The sequence below is a fragment of the Flavobacterium alkalisoli genome, assembly GCF_008000935.1.
GTDB lineage: Bacteria > Bacteroidota > Bacteroidia > Flavobacteriales > Flavobacteriaceae > Flavobacterium > Flavobacterium alkalisoli.
Genome location: NZ_CP042831.1, coordinates 487,684 through 506,888, shown reverse-complemented (window position 1 = coordinate 506,888; position 19,205 = coordinate 487,684). Strand labels below are relative to the sequence as shown.

Below are 19,205 nucleotides of genomic sequence, written 5' to 3'. Positions count from 1 at the left end.
TAGTAAAATTATATAAACTTAAAATTTTAAAGTCGCACCTACCAGGAAGTTAATCCCTGCCTGAGGATAGTAGCCCGCGCCTTCTACAGTTGTAATTGTTCCCGGTACAGAGAAGTCATCATCATAAGTGTAGAAATATCCGTTAGACTCGTATTTAACATCAAGTATGTTATTTACAAGTCCGCTAAGCATAATAGATTTAAATATCTTATTGGTTTTAAATTCATAAGAAACATTTAAGTCGTTTATAAAGTAGCTGTCCAGTTTAGAGAAATCAGAGTCAATGTTACCCATATACTGCTCTCCTACATATTTTGAAAGTAAGGTAATTTGAAGGTTTTTAACCGGTAATCCGGTAAGGGCGTTAGCCGCAACCAGGTTAGGGGAGTAAGCAATGTTTGTATTTCCTAAGTTTTGAAGCTGCCCGTCTCTCTGGAAATAAAAATCGATATTCTTATTAGTACTTACCGATACGTTAGGGTGTAGTATTAAAAAGTCTGTCAGGAAAAATGTAGCATCCGCCTCAATACCTAAACGGTAACTGTCGCCACTGTTTGTATATACAGGTGCCCCTACATCGTTAAGTGCCCCTGTAAGTACCAACTGGTCTTTGTAACGCATGTAGTAACCATTAATGCTCATTCTTGTTTTAACGGTAGTGTATCTCCAGCCTAACTCAAAATCATTAAGGGTTTCCGGCTTAGAACTGCCATTTTCATAATCATCCCTTCTTGGTTCTCTATTAGCCCTTGCATAAGAAAAGTAAATGTTGTTTTGGTTGTTTAAGGTATAGGTAAGTCCCGCTTTTGGATTAAAGAAATTAAACAGGTCGTTTACAGGATCGGCAAGGACACCGTCTGCCTTATAGCGCACTCTTCTATATTGCATATCCCCAAAAAGATTTAGCTTTTGATTAAGTTGCCAGTTCGCTTTAGCAAATGCATTAAAATCGGTCTTTACTGCATTATCGTCATAATAACGGTCTCTTATTTCACTTTGTGAAGCATAGCGTGCCCATATTATTTCTCCAAAATGGTCGCCCTCATACCTGTTTAACGCACCACCAACAATAACATTTACGTTATCATTTTTGTAGTTTGCAGAGAAAGTAGTTCCGTAAAAATCGTTTTCAAGCCATCTTCTTCTAATAAGATCAGTAGAATTAATGGTCTCGCCACCTATAGTTATTTCGTTAAGTCCGTAATCTGCAAAGTCCTCATCCTGCCTATATTGTTCGTAATACCCTTTACCTATGGTGTAGTGAAGCGCAGCATTTGTACTCCAATTATCTGATATTTTTTCATTCCAGTGTAACTGATAGTGGTCCTGCTGGTAGTTGTCGGTCTCATTGTCGTAGAAACGGGTAACACCATTTTCGTCGGTGTATTCTCCGGCACTGTTATAAGTTCTGTCATTCTCAAGTTTGTCAGGGTCTTCAAGCCCGTTCCATGCCTGATATGTCTGCTCTTTACCGCCAAATACTAAAGCTTTGATCAGGGTAGTTTTACCTACATAAGTACCCTGTAAGAAATAAGATTTTAAATCGGAAAAAGCACGGTCTATGTATCCGTCAGATTCAATTTTTGAAAGTCGCCCGGCGATTTCAAAATGATCGTTCATAAGTCCGGTACTAAACTTTACCGTGTTTTTCATGGAGTTGAAGCTACCAACCGAAGTAGAAATCTCACCGCTTGATTTTTTAGAATAAGCATCGGTCAACAGGTTAAGGCTGGCGCCAAATGCACCTGCTCCGTTTGTAGATGTACCTACACCACGCTGTAACTGGATGTTCTCTGTAGAAGAAGCAAAATCTCCCATGTTAACCCAAAATGACCCCTGAGATTCGGCATCATTATAAGGGATACCATTTACAGTTACGTTAATACGGGTAGCATCTGACCCTCTTACTCGCATTGAGGTATAGCCTATACCTGCACCTGCATCGGTAGTAGTAACTACTGAAGGTAAAAAGTTTAATAATACAGGAATATCCTGCCCAAGGTTGCGCGGAGCAAGTTCTTCTTTAGATACGTTGGTGAAAGTAACGGGAGCTTTTTTGTCTACACGAACGGCAGATACAAGCACCTCGTCCATCTTGTAGTCAGAAGATTGTGTTTTAATACTGTCCTGCTCGGTTTTGTTTTCCTGGGCATGAGTACTTAAAGCAATTAAGCCTAAAGTGACAAGCCATGCTTTTTGGCTTTTAGAAATGAATAAAGTTTTCATTCGTAAAAAATGTGTTTTACGAATAAAAGGGGTAATTATTCTTTGTGTTAATAAAATGATGTAATGGTGGCAATACGGCGTGCACTCCGTTTAGTTGCCTTTCCCTTGGCAGCATTACCCGCCCAGGTTCTTTGGGTATAATCTCAGCCCTTAGTAGAGCACCCCTTTGAGACGGGGCAAAGGTATATATTTATTTTAAAAATATGTTTTTACGCTAAAATTATTTGAAGATTATATTTTGTGTCTGATTATGTGTGTGTTAGAAATCAAATCTGCGTCGGGATTGTTTTTTGTCTGCCTGTCGCCTTTTGTTTTCAAGTCGTTTTTTTATAACCGCTTTAGGTATTTTTGTTGCTACTCTTGGTTTGTCTTTTTGTAATGAGGCTTCTATAAGTTCTATGAAGCGCTTTGTGACCAATTGTTTGTTGCGTATCTGGCTGCGGTCTTCATCACAATGTAGAGACAAAATGCCTTCGCTGTTAAGCCTTGTGGCCAGTTTTTGAGAAACCAGTTCTTTTTCTTCGTTGTCTAATGCCTGCGAATTTAGCAGGTTAAAGCTAAGTATTACTTTAGAGGATACCTTGTTTACATTTTGTCCGCCTGCACCACTGCTTCTTACAGCTTTGTATTCTAATTCTGTAATTATTTTTTCCTTGTCCATTTTTATTGTGGCTGGTGAGATGGCTTTAAAAGGTCGTTTACTGTTTTTACAGGGTTAAAAGTGTCTAACGGAACTTCTACAAAAACTGTTATCCATCCTGCCATAGCGCCATTCCAAAGCCCCGGGAGTTCATAAGATTTTACATCATGCCCCATTCTGTTCTTAACAACTATAAAACCGGTATCAGGGTCAACAAAGTTCTTAAGGTCAAAATATTTTCCTTTGTAATTCTTTAGTCCGCATACCAGATCAACCGGATTAAAATGAGTAGCATTAGATAAGATTTCACTTTGCGAACTGTTGTTAAGGTCTATTTGTGAGCTCTCTACAATTTGTAGTGAAAGTTTTCCGTCTTTAGATTTTACCCAAAACGGCCCGCCACCCGGTTCGCCTTCGTTTTTAACCATTCCGCAAATGCGTATCGGCCTGTTGAGCAGTTCCTGAAGATATTGCATTTTATATTCGCAGGTATATTTATCTATATCTGCCGGAATATTCAAAAACAGCTCATTTCTGGCAAAATCAACAATGTTGTTAATCTCTTCTTTGGTAGAGTTGTCTTGCTCCAGTTTTTGTAAATAACCAAAAACCTTTTCCTGTAGCTCTAAAAGTATGCCTGCAAGTGCTTTTTTGTAAAGGGCAATAGCATCTACATTGTTGTGGCTTACATTGTCTATATTCTTAATGAAAACAACATCACTTTCAAGCCTGTTAAGGTTTTCAATAAGTGCGCCATGTCCGCCTGGCCTGAAAAGAAGTTCACCATTGCTTTCCCTAAATGGTTTGTTGTTCATGTCAACAGCTATGGTATCTGTTTCCTTGTGCTGGTATGAAAAATCAAACTCGATCTTTGTGCCTGATTCTTTTTCAATAGTTTCTTTTACTTCCTGAATGCTGTCTAAAAATCCGTCAAGGTGCTCTTCAGAAATAGTGAAGTGTACATGCGATTTACCGTTAGAGTCAGCATACGCAACACTTTCCTTTAAGTGTTCGTAAACAGGAGTGGCCGTAAAGCCTTCATACTGGTGAAAAGGTAATATGCCCTTTGGCTTATTGGCATAATTAAACTTTTCATCGGTAAGGAGTATTTTTATAAAATTATAATAACGCTGGTCTTTTGTCCAGTTGTTGTATTCAGGATTTTTTCTTGATTCCTCACGGGCATCATTAAAAAACGGGAACTTATCGGCACCTATTATAAATACCTTAAGCGCCTCATCTTTCTTTTTATTGATGTAAGCATTAACAGTGTCCTCAGTTGGGTCAAAATTTAGCAGGAACTCGTTTAAAAATTTAAACATTCTTGTTGCGGCTCCCGATGCGGGAACAAATTTTTTAAAACTGAGCTTATCCTTTTTGTTTTCAAAGAAGGAAGCATATTCCGCAGCTTCTTTTTTTGACAGGGGTTTAATACCGTCTTTAATTGTAGCAGGTCTCTCCAATACAATTTTAGAAATACCTTTTTTAAAAGTTTCAAGTTGCGACTTTATCTTGCTTATATCTATGCCGAGACTATAAATCTGGCTGAAATCTTTTAAAGTAAAACCATGCTTTATAGCCTTTTTTAGATTACTTACAGTACTTTCAATACTGTCAAAGTTCTCAATAGTGATATAAGGCGTAAGGTTTTTGTTAAATGTCTTTATAAGAGTATTGGTTGCCGGATTATCTTCCGGAGCTACTAATATTGCTATATCTCCGGCTATTAGATTAGAGAATCCTGAAGCATTGAATGTAAAGGTTACCTCCTCTTTTTCAAAAGAGTTCAGTTTTTCTTTCCACTCGTGTTTTTGTGCTACATTATCAGAATATATAATAACACTTATGCTGTCTGTATGTTGTTTTGTAATGTTTTCTTCCATGCTAAATAGCCAAATATGGCAACTATTGTTAAAAACAGATAGAGTATGCTGGATAAGGTATAGCCTTTTATAAAATAAAGCGGAATAGAAATAATATCAGCAATAATAAGGAAAATCCAGTTCTCTATTTTTCTTTTGGCTAAAAGCCACATGCCTATAAAACACAGGGCGGTAGTTAGATTATCTACATAGGCCCACCATTCGGTAAATTTGTCAAAATGTATGTATACGGCTGATACAAATATAACCGAAATCATAAATATACCTACACATGTTAAGCTATCTTTAGCATTCATTGAGGATATTTTAGTTATAGTATGGTGCTCACTGTCCTTTCGGCTCCATATATACCAGCCATATATACTCATTATAAAGTAGTATCCGTTAATTATAAGGTCGCCATATAATTCCCAATTGTATAAAAGGAAAACATAAATAATGATGCTTATTATCCCTGTAGGATAAACCCATATACTATTTCTGGCAGAAAAAACAACACTTAAGGCACCAAAAATAAAGCCCATAGCTTCAAGTATTATAAATAAGGTGTTGTAATCTTTATAGGGTCCAAAAAGGAAATCAAAAACCTCTGTCATGACTAGTTATTATCAATGCTGTAAACTAACGTAAAATCTTCTATTTCCTCAAAATAAAAAGGAAGATTACTGTTAATCTCTTCAAAATGGACTGTAGCTGTGCCCTTTAGATCTTCCATTTTAAAAGAATCCACATCAATATTCTGTTTGAAACTAAGGCCCTGGCGCGAAAACATTTTATATAAGGCTTCCTTAACACCCCAAATTACAATAAGCCTTCTTACATAATCCTCCGTGTTGTCCTGATCCAGATAACCAAACTCTTTTTCTACAAACTTGTCAGCTATCCTTATTACCTTTTCCCTGCGTATCTCCATATCGATGCCAATGCTTCGGTTGCTTATAATAATAGCCGAAAAACTATAGGAATGCGTAATCGAGATATTCTTTCCGTCAGTTAGGTGAGGCTTTCCGTCTTCGGTATAAAACAGGTCAAGGTCGCTGTAACCTGCTTCTGCAAGCAGTTTTCGTACGCTCATAAAGCCTTTGCGGTGCTGTTCGGATTTCATTCCCATAAGGCGTTGTTCACAAACATTTTTAAGGACAGTGCCTTCAGACAGTTCCTCGAGACTCTCTGTTATCTTCCAAACCAGTAACTTCGTGTCGTGGGCTATTTTATAAGACTTGTATAAAGGCATTTATGTGTTTTAAAGAGTTTAAGTTCATTTTGTTGCAAATCAAACAATTATAAGTGTTCAACGATTTTTAAAATATTCATAAAACTGTTTGTTTACAAAGGAAATCACTAAATTTGCAAAAATTTTTTTAGCTAAAATACAAATATACAATATTCATGAGTACGAAGACTGTGCCTTATGTGGCTTACAAAGTAAAAGATATTTCCCTTGCAGAATGGGGTAGGAAAGAGATTGAACTTGCTGAGGCAGAAATGCCGGGATTAATGGCTTTACGTGAAGAATATAAAAATGAGCAGCCTTTAAAAGGTGCGCGTATAGCAGGATGTCTTCACATGACTATACAAACAGCGGTTTTAATTGAAACACTTGTGGCTCTTGGTGCTGAGGTTACCTGGAGTTCTTGTAATATATTTTCTACTCAGGATCACGCTGCTGCTGCCATTGCTGCTGCAGGTATCCCTGTTTATGCTTGGAAAGGCTTAAACGAAGAGGAATTTGACTGGTGTATAGAGCAAACACTTTTCTTTGGTGAAGACCGCAAGCCTCTTAACATGATTCTTGATGATGGTGGTGACCTTACCAATATGGTATTTGACCGTTACCCTGAACTTACTAAAGATATTAAAGGTCTTTCTGAAGAGACTACAACAGGTGTGCACCGTTTATATGAGAGAATGAAAAACGGTACGCTTGTAATGCCGGCTATAAATGTGAACGACTCTGTTACCAAATCTAAATTTGATAACAAATACGGATGTAAGGAAAGTGCTGTTGATGCTGTTCGTCGTGCTACCGATGTTATGCTTGCAGGTAAAAGAGTGGTTGTGTGCGGATATGGTGACGTAGGTAAAGGTACTGCTGCTTCTTTCCGTGGTGCAGGTTCTATCGTAACTGTTACTGAAATTGACCCGATTTGTGCTCTACAGGCTGCAATGGACGGTTATGAAGTGAAAAAACTTGATACTGTAATTGGTAATGCTGATATCGTAATTACTACTACAGGTAACAAGGATATCGTTGTGGGACGTCATTTTGAGCAGTTAAAAGATAAAGCTATCGTTTGTAATATCGGTCACTTTGATAACGAGATCGATATGGCATGGTTAAACAAAAACCACGGTGCATCTAAAATTGAAATCAAACCTCAGGTTGATAAATATACTATTAGCGGTAAGGATGTTATCATTCTTGCAGAAGGACGTCTTGTAAACCTTGGTTGTGCTACAGGACACCCAAGCTTTGTTATGAGTAACTCTTTCACTAACCAGACTCTTGCTCAAATTGAGCTTTGGAAGAATAGTGAGAGCTACGAAAACAAAGTATATATGCTGCCTAAGCACCTTGATGAAAAAGTGGCATCACTTCACCTTGCTAAACTTGGTGTGGAGCTTGAAACACTTTCTAATGAGCAGGCTGCTTACATTGGTGTTGAGGTTGAAGGTCCATTTAAACCGGAATACTACAGATACTAATCAGATTTTTGGATTTTTAGATCCTTTGATTATTAGAAATATAAAAGTCCCGCCATGGCGGGACTTTTTTTATGCTTTTTGTCTATAGCTTAGTTTTTTGTCCAGCATTCGGCAATGTGATCATTAACCATTCCGGTGGCCTGCATGTTAGCATAAATAACGGTCGAGCCTACAAATTTAAACCCGCGTTTTTTCATATCCTTACTAATCTTGTCGGATAGCGGGGTAGTAGCAGGAACCTGAGATAAAGAGATAAATTTGTTGTCTATAGTTTTGCCGTCTGTAAAATCCCAATAGTATTTGGAGAAACTGCCAAACTCATCCTGTATCTTCATAAAGGCCTGTGCATTTGATATGGCTGCCAATACTTTTAGCCTGTTTCTTATAATGCCAGTATCCTGCAGCAAACTGTCTATTTTGTCCTGATTGTAAGAAGCAATTTTTTTATAATCGAAATCGTCAAACGCCTTTCTGAAATTCTCCCTTTTCCTAAGAATTGTAATCCAGCTTAACCCCGCCTGAAAAGTTTCCAGTAGTAGAAATTCAAATAGCTTTTGGTCATCATAAACCGGTTTTCCCCACTCCTCGTCGTGGTATTGCTCATATAATGCATCGCCTTTACACCATGCACATCTGTTTTTTTGTTCCATATTCTTTTTAATAGTCGTAGTCGTATTCGCTGTAAGGCATACGGTTGTAATCGTCTTCTTTTGTAAAGGAAGCTCTTGTTTTATCTCCGTTTAGTACAGAGTCAATCATTTCCTTCATGTTATTTTCCAGTTCATCCTCATCAATAATAACTTTTGAAGCCATTATTTTGTAGGCATCCGGATTAATGGTGCTGTCTTCCTGTAAGAAAGCGATACCTGTTATTTTATCAGGATTGTAGTCATAAGGATCCTTGTCTTCACTTATGTTTTGAATCTTAAAGAAATAAAACTCGGCTTTGTGACTGTAAACCGGAACAATCCTTTTTTCAATGAAAACCAGAGAATCTTCTTTACTCTTCATGTTTTTTAAGGAGAATAATGCCGATGAAGCCACTTCCTGATGGGAAATGTTTTTTATTAATCCGGGTTCTTTTTTATAAAGTCTGTTATAAGTTAAAAACAAAGTTTCTTTATCCTTTAAAAGCTCTGTAAGCTCGTTTTTGTCAACTATACCGTTGTCTATGTTAAGTTTAGATACAGCCAGATTAGCCTGTTTTATATTGGTTTTTTTAATGCTTTCAAAAAAGGCCATAACATCACTGTCACCTTTAAACGGATATAGTAATGTAATATAATCCAGAAGTTCTTTGGTTTCCGGAGCACCATTGTACTGTTCCTTCATTTCCTGCTTTGCCTTACGGCTTTTTACCCTTTTTAATTCCAGCTTAGCATTGGTAAGGATCATCTTTTTAAAGTTCTTAAGCTTTTTGGCCTTAACCGTTTCGCTGCTTAAAAGGGCAGAGGTAAAGTTAAGTATTGGCTCATGATACTCGTTAATGCTGTAAAACTGGAAGATATCCGGGAAGAGTACATTGCTGTTCTCCATATCGCTTTCAAAATATCTGAACAGTGATTTTATCTCATATCCGTTGTCTGATACCGGGAGGTCATATTCCATAAGCTCCAGTATCTTTTTATACCCTTCTTCTGAGTACTGATTGGTTAGTGCATTTAATACAGCAAACTGAATTATAGTGTTGGTGTTCTCCTTTTTGTATTGTTTTTCAAGAAAGGCAATAGCTCTTTTATCGTCCAGTTCGCCTATTTTTTCATACAGCTCGGTAAGGGCTTCGGTCTCGTCTTTTTTAAAGTCGAAAGTATTTATAAAGTTTTCCAGTACGGGTAAGTCTTCTTTTTCTACCGAAAGGTTTGAAACCGATTGTAGTGCTGAGTATCGGATACTGTCGTAACTGCTTTTGACATCTTCTATAAACAGGGAAACCTTATTTTTATTGATATCGTCGCTTTGCTTTTTGGTCAGCTGGAAAGAATTAAAAATCTTTTCAATATCAGCATCCTCGCCGTTATAGTCTTTACTTACTAAAGTCCTTATAAGATATCTTTGGTTATCACGGTTTATATAGGTGTACTTTAAAGCCTGTTCTGAATTCGAGTCAACAGCAATTGCATCCATACGATAGGTGTTGGTGCTTTCATCATGAGATGTCTTTTCATTCCTGATGGTTGTTTTGTGTTTTACCCCAGGATCTTTAGACAGAATAATATCCCAGGCAGTTTTATAATCACTGCCGGTTCCGTAGTATGCCCCACGGTTACTGTTTTTGTTCTTGTAGATGTCCTCAAGGGTATATGCCTTGTCTTCGTCTATTTCATCATCGCCAATTATCCTTTCCCTTAGTTTTGTCCAAAGGGTGTCTATAGGAGTAGCGTTTCTGTATTTATGATCCTGATGATACCACACGCTAACGGCTTGCCCTGACGGAAGTGTAAAGCTGTAATTGCTGTTTTTTATCTGGAATTCATTTACTTTATCATTGCCGTAACGCTGAGGTTTTTTGCTTACAAAGTCCAGTCGTTCATTTTGCAGCTTTGGTATATCAACCACAAAGCCCGAAATGGTGTCTTTAAACTCTCTGAATTCTGTTTGAGTTTTAGCAGGCTGGAAGTTAAATGAGCTGAAAAAACGTTTTGAGTTTTCTTCACTTGCTCCAACAGTACCCATAAGGTAATATTTAGCCCCGTTAAGGAACGTTTTAAGCTGTATGGTCTTGTTGCCTATTTTTGATGATGAGGTAAAGCTTAAAGGTGTTTTGGTGCTTTTTGTTTGGGTAGAGTCTATGTCAAACTGATTGTAGAACTCATACTGTATACGCTTTAGCTCGAAATCAGAGTTTTCAAGGGTTTGGTTATCACTAAGGGTGCGTTCAAGTATAAAATAGTGTGCGTTATCCTCGGGAGCATACGAAAACATCTCGATATCCGAAACGGTTTTAGATTCGGCTCTGTCTCCATAAACAATAGTATAGGTAGGAGCTTCAACACTAAAACCTCCCTTGTTTGGAGTAAAAGTATTCCAGCCTGAAGAGATAGGCTTAAGCTGTATCTTATTAAATACTTCCTCTTCAAATTTTCTGGTATAGTCCTCTTCACCTGCCATGCTTACCACAATAATTTCAAGCGGAGTGATATAGTATCTGTAATGTTGTGCGTTCCCTGTTTTGGTAACGTTCTTTATGTCGTAAACTTCATAACCGTCCTGTTTGTAGAATTTTTTATCCAGTATTTTGCCCGGAATATTCTCGTAAAACAAACTGTCTAACGATTTATGGTTAAAAGGCTTGTTGTCTTTTTTCAGGAAATCGAGTAAAGGTATGCGCTTTACATTAATAAACCCGCCATTTGCCAAATCGGGCGACTCCAGATTCTCTTCGTTTTCAATTACTGCTATATGCAGTGGCAGGCTTATTATTCCGTCTGGTGTAGTACGGTTTTTATAGGCAGGCTTAATAAAGTAAGACTCTATTTCCTGCTTTTTAGCTTTACCCTGTTCGGTATAACTATCAAATACAGGGTTAACGGTATAACCTTTTGCCCTAAGCATTTCTATAATGCCTTTTTTGCCCGGAAGGTGGGCTGCACCAACAGCTGCAAAAAGGCTTCCTTTGCGGGCAAGTGAGTCTATAGATTTTACCATTACCACATTCCTGTCGTATAGCAGGGCTTTAAGATAACCTTCAGGGGCCGATAATACGGTAAGCGAATCGATCATGTCAAGGTCTTTGTCTCTGTAAAAGTTTATCATGGCATCCTCATAGGCATTGTTCTTAAGGATTTTTTGCAGGGCAATCATATTCTCTTCCTTAGGCCTTGTGTCGCTTACATCAGCATTCATTATGTTGATTATGGAAGTCTTGGTATCTTCAAGCCCAACCGTCTTTTTGTTGTATTTTCTACCAGTCCTGTATATAAACATATCCAGGTAGGTTTCTTCCTGATATTCCTTTTGGTGTTCGTTTGTCCTGAACAGGAGATTATTCATTGTAAAGTTATTCATGTAGAATAACGGATACATTTCATCCTTAGTAAGGGGGGAAAGGTAAAACTGAGAATAGAACTTCTCGTTATTGTAACGATAGCTTCCCGGGTTGAGTGCGCCATACAGGTCTATCCATGTAGAAGGCTCACTTTCGTTGGCTACCATATCTGACTCCAGAAGGTGTTCAAAAAAAGCATCAGACAAATGGTAGGACACCTTGTCGCTCACGTGCATTGAACCATACAGGTATGACTTTTTAGCCAGTCCGTTACCCGATACCTCCCATAAAAGGCTTTGGTATTTTTTTTCCTGTGCAAAAGCAATGCAGGTAAATAGTAGTAATAGTAAAGCAGATTTTTTCAAGACAAATAAATTAAGTAGGTAGTGTTATATCAAATATAACGCTTAGTTTTTAAAAAACCTTGTGGGGTTATCCGCTTTTTTTCTTAGGTTCAGCAGCTTACTCTTTTTGAGGTTCCATGTATTTTCTTATCCACGCATGGCCTGCATAAATAAGAGGGGTAAGGGCAATGGCTATTACAAGCTTAACAAAGTAACCTGTAAATGCCGAAGCAATGTAAGTGGGGGTGTTTATCTTCCCTGTCATCCAAAAGGCAATACCTAATACAATAAAGCTGTCAAAAAGCTGAGAGATTACTGTAGACCCTGTTGTTCGCAGCCAGATCATCTTGTTTCCTGTCTTTTCCTTGAAGAAATGAAATACGGTTATATCTATAAGCTGAGATACTAAAAAAGCAGTTATACTTCCTACAATAATCCACATGCTTTGCCCGAAAACGGCATTAAACTGTTCATCGTTAACTGTGGGTAATCCTTTTGCCGAAGGAATCATAAGAGCAAAATAAAGGACTATAAAACAATAGGCAATAAGGCCTGCGGTAATGTAGGATAGCTTCTTTACACCTTCGCGGCCAAAGTACTCATTAATAAGGTCGGTAGTTAAAAACACCACAGGCCAGGGTAAAATACCTATGCTCATAACATAGGGGCCTATGTTAATTAGTTTACCTCCTATAAGCTCTGCTACAACGGCATTGGTTATAAAAATTCCGGCAAGTATAACGTAAATAGTGTCTTTTCTGGATTGAAACATGATAGTAAACGTAATGGGGATTTTATCAAAAGTAAGATTTTTATGTTAAAGTATATAATGTTGATAAACTGTGCTATATTTTCATGTTTTCAAGGGGTGTGTTTTAAAAATATGTTAATTATTTGAATTCAAACACATGAATTAAGGGGGTTGTTTGTTATATTTGGTTAATTTTTAAAGTTTAGTTGTATGAAAATAGGGGTTCCGAAGGAAATTAAAAATTTTGAGAGCCGTGTAGGAATTACACCGGCAGGCGTTTTTGAACTGGTTAACTGCGGCCATCAGGTATTTGTACAGGAAGGAGCAGGGGAAGGAAGTGGCTTCTCTGATGATGATTACCGGGATACAGGTGCCTTTTTGTTAGCCACCATCGAAGTTGTTTATGCCATGGCAGATATGATAGTGAAAGTTAAGGAACCCGTGGACTATGAATACAGCCTTGTTAAGAAAAACCAGGTTGTATTCACCTATTTTCACTTTGCTTCCAGCAGGGAGCTTACCGAAGCCATGATAGAAAGTAAAGCCGTTTGCATAGCTTATGAAACGGTTAGGGATGAAGACGGATTATTGCCGTTACTTACCCCAATGAGTGAAGTTGCCGGTAGGATGGCTATACAGCAAGGGGCCAAATACCTTGAAAAGCCCATAAAGGGCAGAGGAGTGCTTTTGGGCGGTGTACCGGGTGTGCCTCCCGGGAAGGTACTTGTGTTAGGTGCCGGAGTGGTTGGGGTGCAGGCCGCTAAGATGGCTGCCGGGCTTGGTGCCCACGTGACTATTTTAGATATTAATATGAAGCGTCTTCGTTATGTTAATGATATTATGCCAAACCATGTTGTTACTGAGTTTTCCAGTGTATATAATATAAAGCGGCATATTAAAAACCATGATCTTATAATTGGGGCTGTGCTTATACCGGGTGCTAAAGCGCCTAATTTAATAACACGCGATATGCTTAAGGAAATGCGTCCGGGAACTGTTATGGTAGATGTAGCTGTAGATCAGGGAGGCTGTTTTGAAACGACCATACCAACTACACATGATGACCCAACTTATGTGGTGGATGATATTGTGCATTATTGTGTAACTAATATGCCAGGTGCGGTACCTTATACCTCTACACTGGCATTAACAAATGTAACCTTGCCTTATGTTTTAAAGCTTGCAAATCTGGGATGGGAAAAAGCATGTGAGCTTAACCCTGACCTTGCAGCGGGACGAAGTATTGTAAAAGGTCAGGTTGTGGCTAAAGAGCTATTGGAAGTTTTTGAATTACCGTTTATTTAGTTTTTGTAAACATAAATTGCTTATATTTAGTGTTTTAAACTTTATTGTTAACCATAAACCGCCAGCCTTATGAAGAGATTATATTTAGTACTTCCGGTTTTTTTACTGTTTATAGCGTGCTCTGATGAGAACACAAAAGAAGTTAAAACAGCTATAAATAGTATGAATGTACATGTTGTTCATGATGATGATCCGCCAACGGGGCAAGGTGATATACCTCGCAGCAAACTCGTATACAAATCGTTTGACCAAAACAGCTTTACACTTGCCGAATTGTGTGATCGCTATAAAAGTGATATTGAGGTTACAGCACCCGATTATCATGATAACCTTAAGAATTTTTGGTTTAGTATAATGGGAGACAGGATAATTTCTGAAGGTAGTGATGAGGTGAAAAAATACTTTATTGAAGAACAATTGAGCCTAAAGAGCAATCTTCCTAATTTTGAAAGGTTTTATAAGTTGTTACTGGCGTCTCCGTTAACGGAGGAGGAAAGCCTTGTTGCTTCAAACACTTTTTATGAGATTAATGAAAAAGCCATAGCTGATTTACAGTGGAAAAGTGAAAAAGAAGAAATGGCTAAACGAAGGGAGTTGGTTTATACCAAACGAACCTATGAAATATTAATAAGAAGCAGTAAATAGTATAGTGTTACTGATAAAACAAAAAGCCAGAATCATATGATTCTGGCTTTTTGTTAATTTAATTTGATTTCTTTTTTTATTGGTGTAAAATTCTCATCATTTATATCCGGTTCATTTATATATACTTCCTCACCTTCTTTATAAATCAAGCTATTTATTTGTTCTAAAGAATAGTCCTCACAAGCTGTAGGGATAATAAAAGGCTCAATAATAGTTTTCCACTTGCCTTGTTTTAAAGTGTAGGTAGTCATGCTGTACAGGCATCCGTTCATCGGTGCGCTAAAAACAGATAATTCGTCTTTTTTGTCGTTATCTAAATCTCCTTCATTAATTAGTGTGGCCTCACAGCATCCAATATTAAGTTCAGGTATGCTGGGATTATTAAACCGGACTATGTATTCCGCTGATGTGCCGCCTTCTGCAGGATTACCTTCCTGTGTTTTGGTTTGAATCAGATAAGCTTTTATTTTTTCAGTTTCATTTAATACGGCTATTTCAAGAAAGGCTTCGGTAGAAGGCTCAGTTATTGCTGATTTATCCGAAATTTTGGATGTATTATCATGAGTTGCAGGCTCGGTCAATTGATTGTTTTCCTGTTTTCCGCAGGCTACGATAAGAAGAAGGGTAGTGGCTAGTATTCTTTTCATTATTGGGTGTTTTTGATAACTAAAGGTAAGATGTAAATGCAACAAAAAAAGCCCGAATCTATGATTCGGGCTTTTATATTGTTTATGTTATGCTTTTAATTAAGCAAGTGCAACTCTTTTGAAACCTGTTACAGTTAGAGAAGCGTCTACAGACTTAACATAACCGCTTACGCTTAGTTTGTTGTCTTTAATGTAGTCTTGGTTAACAAGAGTGTTATCTTTAAAGAAACGGCCCAGTTTACCTTTAGCGATGTTATCTAACATAGCTTCCGGTTTACCTTCCTGACGTAGTTGATCTTTAGCGATTTCGATTTCTTTCTCGATTACTTCAGCGTCAACACCTTCTTCGTTAAGAGCAATTGGAGCCATAGCAGCAGCCTGCATAGCAACGTTTCTAGCAGCTTCTTCACCACCTTCTACGTTAGCAGAAAGACTTACTAAAGTAGCGATTCTGTTACCAGCGTGGATATAAGATCCTACAAATGCACCTTCAAGTCTTTCAAAAGCACCGATCTCGATTTTCTCACCGATTACACCAGTTTGCTCAGTAAGTTTCTCTTCAACAGTAATTCCGTTGAAAGGAGCAGCAAGTAATTCTTCTTTAGTATTGTAGTTAAGTGCAAGATTAGCCATTTCGTTAGCCAGGTTAACGAAAGATTCGTTTTTAGCAACGAAGTCAGTCTCACAGTTAAGAGAGATAACAACACCTGCAGTTTTATCAGCATTAACAACAGCTATTACAGCACCTTCAGAAGACTCTCTGTCAGCTCTGTTAGCAGCAACTTTCTGTCCTTTTTTACGAAGGATTTCGATTGCTTTATCAAAATCTCCTTCAGCCTCAACAAGGGCTTTTTTACAGTCCATCATACCGGCACCTGTAGTTTGCCTTAATTTATTTACGTCAGCAGCAGTAATATTTGCCATTTTGATTTATTTTTAATAGTTAAAATTAAAAGTCGTTATGTTGATAATGGCTACAAAAGTAAACATATACCAGCACAACGACTTTATTGTAATGTTATTTTTATTCTTCAGTAGCAGTTGCTGGAGCTTCTGCTTTAGCAGCAGTTGCTTCCTGCTCATCTTTTTCAGACTTTCTGTCAGAAAGACCTTCAACGATAGCGCCAGTAACTAAAGATAAAATTTTGTCGATTGATTTTGAAGCATCATCGTTTGCAGGTATTACATAATCAACCTCTCTTGGGTCAGAGTTTGTATCTACCATTGCGAAAACCGGAATGTTTAATTTTTGCGCTTCTTTTACAGCGATGTGCTCAGCTTTAATATCTACTACAAACAGTGCAGCTGGTAATCTGGTCATGTCAGCAATTGAACCTAAGTTTTTCTCAAGTTTTGCACGTAGACGATCTACCTGTAAACGCTCTTTTTTAGATAGCGTGTTAAATGTACCATCTTTCTTCATTTTATCAATTGAAGCCATTTTCTTAACAGCTTTTCTGATAGTAACGAAGTTAGTTAGCATACCACCCGGCCATCTTTCAGTGATGAACGGCATGTTTGCTGCAGTTGCTTTTTCAGCAACAATATCTTTTGCCTGTTTTTTTGTGGCAACAAATAATACTTTTCTGCCTGATGCTGCGATTTTTTTAAGGGCTTCGTTAGCCTCTTCTATTTTAGCAGCAGTTTTATATAGGTTGATAATGTGAATACCATTACGCTCCATATAAATGTAAGGAGCCATGTTTGGATCCCATTTTCTAGTCATGTGTCCAAAGTGAACACCTGCTTCTAGTAAGTCTTTAACTTCTACTTTATTTGCCATTTTTGTAATAGTTTACGTTCTGTTGAGTAAGCAATGGATAAGTGGCGGTTTTTCCGGCCTTAGCCATTTAGATGCTAAACTAACTCCCTTGCGGGACAACAACACTTTGTTTTAAATTCAATAATAAAAAATGAACTGAATCGAAATAATTTCGACAACAGCATATTAACGTTTAGAGAACTGGAATCTTTTACGTGCTTTTTTCTGACCGAATTTCTTACGCTCAACCATTCTAGGATCCCTTGTTAATAAACCTTCCGGTTTAAGGATGCTTCTGTTTTCAGCGTCAACTTCGCACATTGCTCTTGCGATAGCCATTCTTACAGCTTCTGCCTGTCCTGTTATACCACCTCCGTATACGTTTACTTTTACGTCAAAGTTAGAAGCGTTCTCTGTCATTGCAAGAGGCTGCATTACTTTGTACTGTAAAGTAGCTGTAGGGAAATAAGTTTCTAAGTCTTTTTTGTTAACGGTGATTTTACCGTTACCTTCAGTAACGTAAACACGCGCAACAGCGGTTTTTCTTCTACCGATTTTGTGAATAGTAGCCATTTACTTTAGATCGTTTAAGTTAACGGTTTTAGGTTTTTGAGCGTCATGTTTGTGCTCAGAACCTACATATACATTTAAATTACGGAATAGCTCAGCACCTAATTTGTTTTTAGGTAGCATTCCTTTTACAGCTTTTTCTACTAATACTGCAGGGTTCTTAGCCATTACATTTTTAGCAGTTATGCTTCTTTGACCTCCAGGGTAACCAGTGTGGCGGATATAAGTTTTGTCCTCCATCTTGTTTCCTGTTAGATTGATTTTCTCTGCATTAATAACAATTACGTTATCTCCACAGTCCACGTGCGGTGTATAATTTGTTTTGTATTTACCTCTAAGAAGCATAGCAACTTTTGAAGCAAAACGGCCCAAATTATGACCTTCAGCGTCAACAATAATCCACTCTTTCTGAGCAGTAGCTTTGTTAGCTGAAACTGTCTTGTAGCTTAATGTGTTCACAATAAATTTATTTAATTAAACATTCCATCCCCAATAAAGGGGATGCAAAAGTACAATTATTTATTAGAAATTCAAATAGATGTAAAAATTATTCTTTTTGAGATAATTTTTTGAAGATGAGAGGGGTAAAGGTATGCTAATTCTTTAATTAGGCAAAGTTTGAAATTACTTATCTCTTTTTTCTTCAATGAGATAGCCCGGGATAGTTCAAATGTTATATTTTATGCTGATCCCGGTCAGGATAAGTGTCATAAAATTTATCATGTAACATCATTTCCTCCGGTTCAGGTTCTTCATCCTCAGCTATATCCTCAAGTTTAATGCCTGTCCATTCATCTGCAGGGTCTGTTACTCCGTCTATAAGACAGAAAATATCGAATACAACTGCAGCAGCTGTGTCGGCAGTTATTTTTTGCAAAGCACTTTTTAAAACAGGATTATTGCTGATTTTTTTCAGCTCTTCTTTTTCAGCTTCTGTAAGTTCACCACCCGGAGGGTAAGTAACATTTTCTGATAGCTCATTACTATAGCTGTTAATACTGTTATGTATTTCGAGCATTAATGAGTTTAGGTTTGAATCTGAAAGAGGCATGGTTTTAAATTTTTGCTAAAATAGAAAAAATACTAATCCAATGGTCTTAACGTATTGCTGTACACCAATACAAAAGGACTTTCTTTGTTGGAATTGTCTTTTTGAAGATAGATAAACTTGTGCTTTTTAGCCTGTTTACTGTCTATCATGATATCTTTTTTAGTAAGGTTTTCAAAAACCTTTACATCTTTTGTATTGTCTATGGTAAGTTTATCGGCATAGCCTGTTTTTACATTAGAGATAAGGTAACCGCTAAAAAGCCTTTTATCTTCAGATGTTACCACTATTTTTTCTCCCTTAAAGTTTTTAGTGAAGATAAGCAGTGAGTAATTGTCTTCGGTAGCTTTAGACTCTTCCAGTATTTTTTCTTTTTCCCTGTCGGATACCGAAAGAAAGTCGTCCCTGTACTGTATGTTGTAGTGAGCGCGGGAGCCTGATGTGGTTGTTGAAGATCTTTTTGTGGTAGTCCTTGAACGTGATGCAGTTGTTTTTTTTGATTTGTTGTTACTGCCAAACACATTGTTCACGGTGTCGCATTGTGTAAATAATAGTGCTGTTAAAAGCAAAAGAACGATTTTTTGTATTCTCATTTTCATTTTCATTTCAAATAGGAACGCAAAATTACCGCTCACATTTTGTTTTTCACATTTCTTTATGATTTATATAACAAAAAGCCCCCTGCTTGACCAG

Annotated in this window: 18 protein-coding genes; 3 read left to right on the top strand and 15 right to left on the bottom strand. The window is 37.5% G+C overall.

All coding sequences use genetic code 11. The features are described from left to right. Nucleotides 1-18 precede the first annotated feature (18 nt). The 5 genes from FUA48_RS02020 to FUA48_RS02000 all read right to left on the bottom strand — a co-directional run bounded on the left by FUA48_RS02020 (nucleotide 19) and on the right by FUA48_RS02000 (nucleotide 5,983). Nucleotides 19-2,226 (bottom strand): TonB-dependent receptor, encoded by a 2,208-nt coding sequence (locus tag FUA48_RS02020; RefSeq protein ID WP_147581884.1) that lies wholly within the window; start codon nucleotides 2,224-2,226, stop codon nucleotides 19-21. Between the two features lie 259 nt (nucleotides 2,227-2,485). Then, a complete protein-coding gene (gene arfB / locus FUA48_RS02015) occupies nucleotides 2,486-2,887 on the bottom strand; it encodes an alternative ribosome rescue aminoacyl-tRNA hydrolase ArfB (RefSeq protein WP_147581883.1) in 402 nt (133 codons plus the stop codon). Nucleotides 2,888-2,889: 2 nt separating this feature from the next. After that, nucleotides 2,890-4,749, bottom strand: coding sequence for a DUF4301 family protein (locus FUA48_RS02010; RefSeq protein ID WP_147581882.1), 1,860 nt, complete (start codon nucleotides 4,747-4,749; stop codon nucleotides 2,890-2,892). Continuing rightward, nucleotides 4,710-5,345, bottom strand: a complete 636-nt coding sequence (pnuC, locus tag FUA48_RS02005) for a nicotinamide riboside transporter PnuC (RefSeq protein WP_147581881.1) — start codon at nucleotides 5,343-5,345, stop codon at nucleotides 4,710-4,712. Before pnuC ends, FUA48_RS02010 begins: the two co-directional genes overlap by 40 nt. 2 nt (nucleotides 5,346-5,347) lie before the next feature. Then, on the bottom strand, nucleotides 5,348-5,983 hold the full coding sequence (locus tag FUA48_RS02000; RefSeq protein ID WP_147581880.1) for a 4'-phosphopantetheinyl transferase family protein: 636 nt from the start codon (nucleotides 5,981-5,983) through the stop codon (nucleotides 5,348-5,350). 155 nt (nucleotides 5,984-6,138) lie between these two features. Between FUA48_RS02000 and ahcY the strand changes: the two genes are divergently transcribed. After that, nucleotides 6,139-7,455, top strand: a complete 1,317-nt coding sequence (ahcY, locus tag FUA48_RS01995) for an adenosylhomocysteinase (RefSeq protein ID WP_147581879.1) — start codon at nucleotides 6,139-6,141, stop codon at nucleotides 7,453-7,455. Nucleotides 7,456-7,544: 89 nt separating this feature from the next. Here ahcY and FUA48_RS01990 read toward each other — a convergent pair whose 3' ends face one another. The 3 genes from FUA48_RS01990 to FUA48_RS01980 form a co-directional block, all read right to left on the bottom strand. After that, entirely contained in the window at nucleotides 7,545-8,105 is a 561-nt protein-coding gene (locus FUA48_RS01990; protein WP_147581878.1) for a DNA-3-methyladenine glycosylase I, read from the bottom strand. Between the two features lie 7 nt (nucleotides 8,106-8,112). After that, complete coding sequence (locus tag FUA48_RS01985) at nucleotides 8,113-11,805, bottom strand: TraB/GumN family protein (RefSeq protein ID WP_147581877.1); 3,693 nt, start codon at nucleotides 11,803-11,805, stop codon at nucleotides 8,113-8,115. Nucleotides 11,806-11,902: 97 nt separating this feature from the next. After that, entirely contained in the window at nucleotides 11,903-12,556 is a 654-nt protein-coding gene (locus tag FUA48_RS01980) for a queuosine precursor transporter (protein ID WP_147581876.1), read from the bottom strand. Nucleotides 12,557-12,745: 189 nt separating this feature from the next. On the opposite strand from FUA48_RS01980, the gene ald reads away from it, so the two are divergent. Both ald and FUA48_RS01970 read left to right on the top strand, forming a co-directional pair. Next, nucleotides 12,746-13,840 carry an alanine dehydrogenase gene (gene ald / locus FUA48_RS01975; protein ID WP_147581875.1) on the top strand — a complete coding sequence of 365 codons (1,095 nt, stop codon included), beginning with the start codon at nucleotides 12,746-12,748 and terminating at the stop codon, nucleotides 13,838-13,840. A gap of 69 nt (nucleotides 13,841-13,909) precedes the next feature. After that, nucleotides 13,910-14,485, top strand: coding sequence for a hypothetical protein (locus FUA48_RS01970; protein WP_147581874.1), 576 nt, complete (start codon nucleotides 13,910-13,912; stop codon nucleotides 14,483-14,485). A 53-nt stretch (nucleotides 14,486-14,538) separates the two neighbouring features. Here FUA48_RS01970 and FUA48_RS01965 read toward each other — a convergent pair whose 3' ends face one another. The 7 genes from FUA48_RS01965 to FUA48_RS01935 all read right to left on the bottom strand — a co-directional run bounded on the left by FUA48_RS01965 (nucleotide 14,539) and on the right by FUA48_RS01935 (nucleotide 19,105). After that, complete coding sequence (locus FUA48_RS01965) at nucleotides 14,539-15,132, bottom strand: hypothetical protein (protein WP_147581873.1); 594 nt, start codon at nucleotides 15,130-15,132, stop codon at nucleotides 14,539-14,541. Nucleotides 15,133-15,231: 99 nt separating this feature from the next. After that, complete coding sequence (gene tsf / locus FUA48_RS01960) at nucleotides 15,232-16,056, bottom strand: translation elongation factor Ts (RefSeq protein WP_147581872.1); 825 nt, start codon at nucleotides 16,054-16,056, stop codon at nucleotides 15,232-15,234. Between the two features lie 100 nt (nucleotides 16,057-16,156). Continuing rightward, nucleotides 16,157-16,915, bottom strand: a complete 759-nt coding sequence (gene rpsB, locus FUA48_RS01955) for a 30S ribosomal protein S2 (protein WP_147581871.1) — start codon at nucleotides 16,913-16,915, stop codon at nucleotides 16,157-16,159. Nucleotides 16,916-17,080: 165 nt separating this feature from the next. Then, a complete protein-coding gene (gene rpsI / locus FUA48_RS01950; RefSeq protein WP_129752104.1) occupies nucleotides 17,081-17,467 on the bottom strand; it encodes a 30S ribosomal protein S9 in 387 nt (128 codons plus the stop codon). Then, entirely contained in the window at nucleotides 17,468-17,923 is a 456-nt protein-coding gene (gene rplM / locus FUA48_RS01945; RefSeq protein ID WP_147581870.1) for a 50S ribosomal protein L13, read from the bottom strand. It lies immediately after the preceding gene. A 214-nt stretch (nucleotides 17,924-18,137) separates the two neighbouring features. Then, on the bottom strand, nucleotides 18,138-18,515 hold the full coding sequence (locus tag FUA48_RS01940; RefSeq protein WP_147581869.1) for a hypothetical protein: 378 nt from the start codon (nucleotides 18,513-18,515) through the stop codon (nucleotides 18,138-18,140). A gap of 32 nt (nucleotides 18,516-18,547) precedes the next feature. Further along, nucleotides 18,548-19,105 (bottom strand): hypothetical protein, encoded by a 558-nt coding sequence (locus FUA48_RS01935; RefSeq protein ID WP_147581868.1) that lies wholly within the window; start codon nucleotides 19,103-19,105, stop codon nucleotides 18,548-18,550. Nucleotides 19,106-19,205 lie beyond the last annotated feature (100 nt).

Excerpts from the sequence above, each read along its gene's own strand:
- rpsB (WP_147581871.1), bottom strand. The coding sequence starts at position 16,915 with ATGGCAAATAAAGTAGAAGTTAAAGACTTACTAGAAGCAGGTGTTCAC.
- FUA48_RS01980 (WP_147581876.1), bottom strand. The coding sequence starts at position 12,556 with ATGTTTCAATCCAGAAAAGACACTATTTACGTTATACTTGCCGGAATT.
- pnuC (WP_147581881.1), bottom strand. The coding sequence starts at position 5,345 with ATGACAGAGGTTTTTGATTTCCTTTTTGGACCCTATAAAGATTACAAC.
- FUA48_RS01935 (WP_147581868.1), bottom strand. The coding sequence starts at position 19,105 with ATGAGAATACAAAAAATCGTTCTTTTGCTTTTAACAGCACTATTATTT.
- FUA48_RS01965 (WP_147581873.1), bottom strand. The coding sequence starts at position 15,132 with ATGAAAAGAATACTAGCCACTACCCTTCTTCTTATCGTAGCCTGCGGA.
- FUA48_RS01970 (WP_147581874.1), top strand. The coding sequence starts at position 13,910 with ATGAAGAGATTATATTTAGTACTTCCGGTTTTTTTACTGTTTATAGCG.
- FUA48_RS02020 (WP_147581884.1), bottom strand. The coding sequence starts at position 2,226 with ATGAAAACTTTATTCATTTCTAAAAGCCAAAAAGCATGGCTTGTCACT.
- ahcY (WP_147581879.1), top strand. The coding sequence starts at position 6,139 with ATGAGTACGAAGACTGTGCCTTATGTGGCTTACAAAGTAAAAGATATT.
- tsf (WP_147581872.1), bottom strand. The coding sequence starts at position 16,056 with ATGGCAAATATTACTGCTGCTGACGTAAATAAATTAAGGCAAACTACA.
- FUA48_RS02010 (WP_147581882.1), bottom strand. The coding sequence starts at position 4,749 with ATGGAAGAAAACATTACAAAACAACATACAGACAGCATAAGTGTTATT.
- rpsI (WP_129752104.1), bottom strand. The coding sequence starts at position 17,467 with ATGGCTACTATTCACAAAATCGGTAGAAGAAAAACCGCTGTTGCGCGT.
- FUA48_RS01940 (WP_147581869.1), bottom strand. The coding sequence starts at position 18,515 with ATGCCTCTTTCAGATTCAAACCTAAACTCATTAATGCTCGAAATACAT.
- FUA48_RS01990 (WP_147581878.1), bottom strand. The coding sequence starts at position 8,105 with ATGGAACAAAAAAACAGATGTGCATGGTGTAAAGGCGATGCATTATAT.
- arfB (WP_147581883.1), bottom strand. The coding sequence starts at position 2,887 with ATGGACAAGGAAAAAATAATTACAGAATTAGAATACAAAGCTGTAAGA.
- ald (WP_147581875.1), top strand. The coding sequence starts at position 12,746 with ATGAAAATAGGGGTTCCGAAGGAAATTAAAAATTTTGAGAGCCGTGTA.
- FUA48_RS02000 (WP_147581880.1), bottom strand. The coding sequence starts at position 5,983 with ATGCCTTTATACAAGTCTTATAAAATAGCCCACGACACGAAGTTACTG.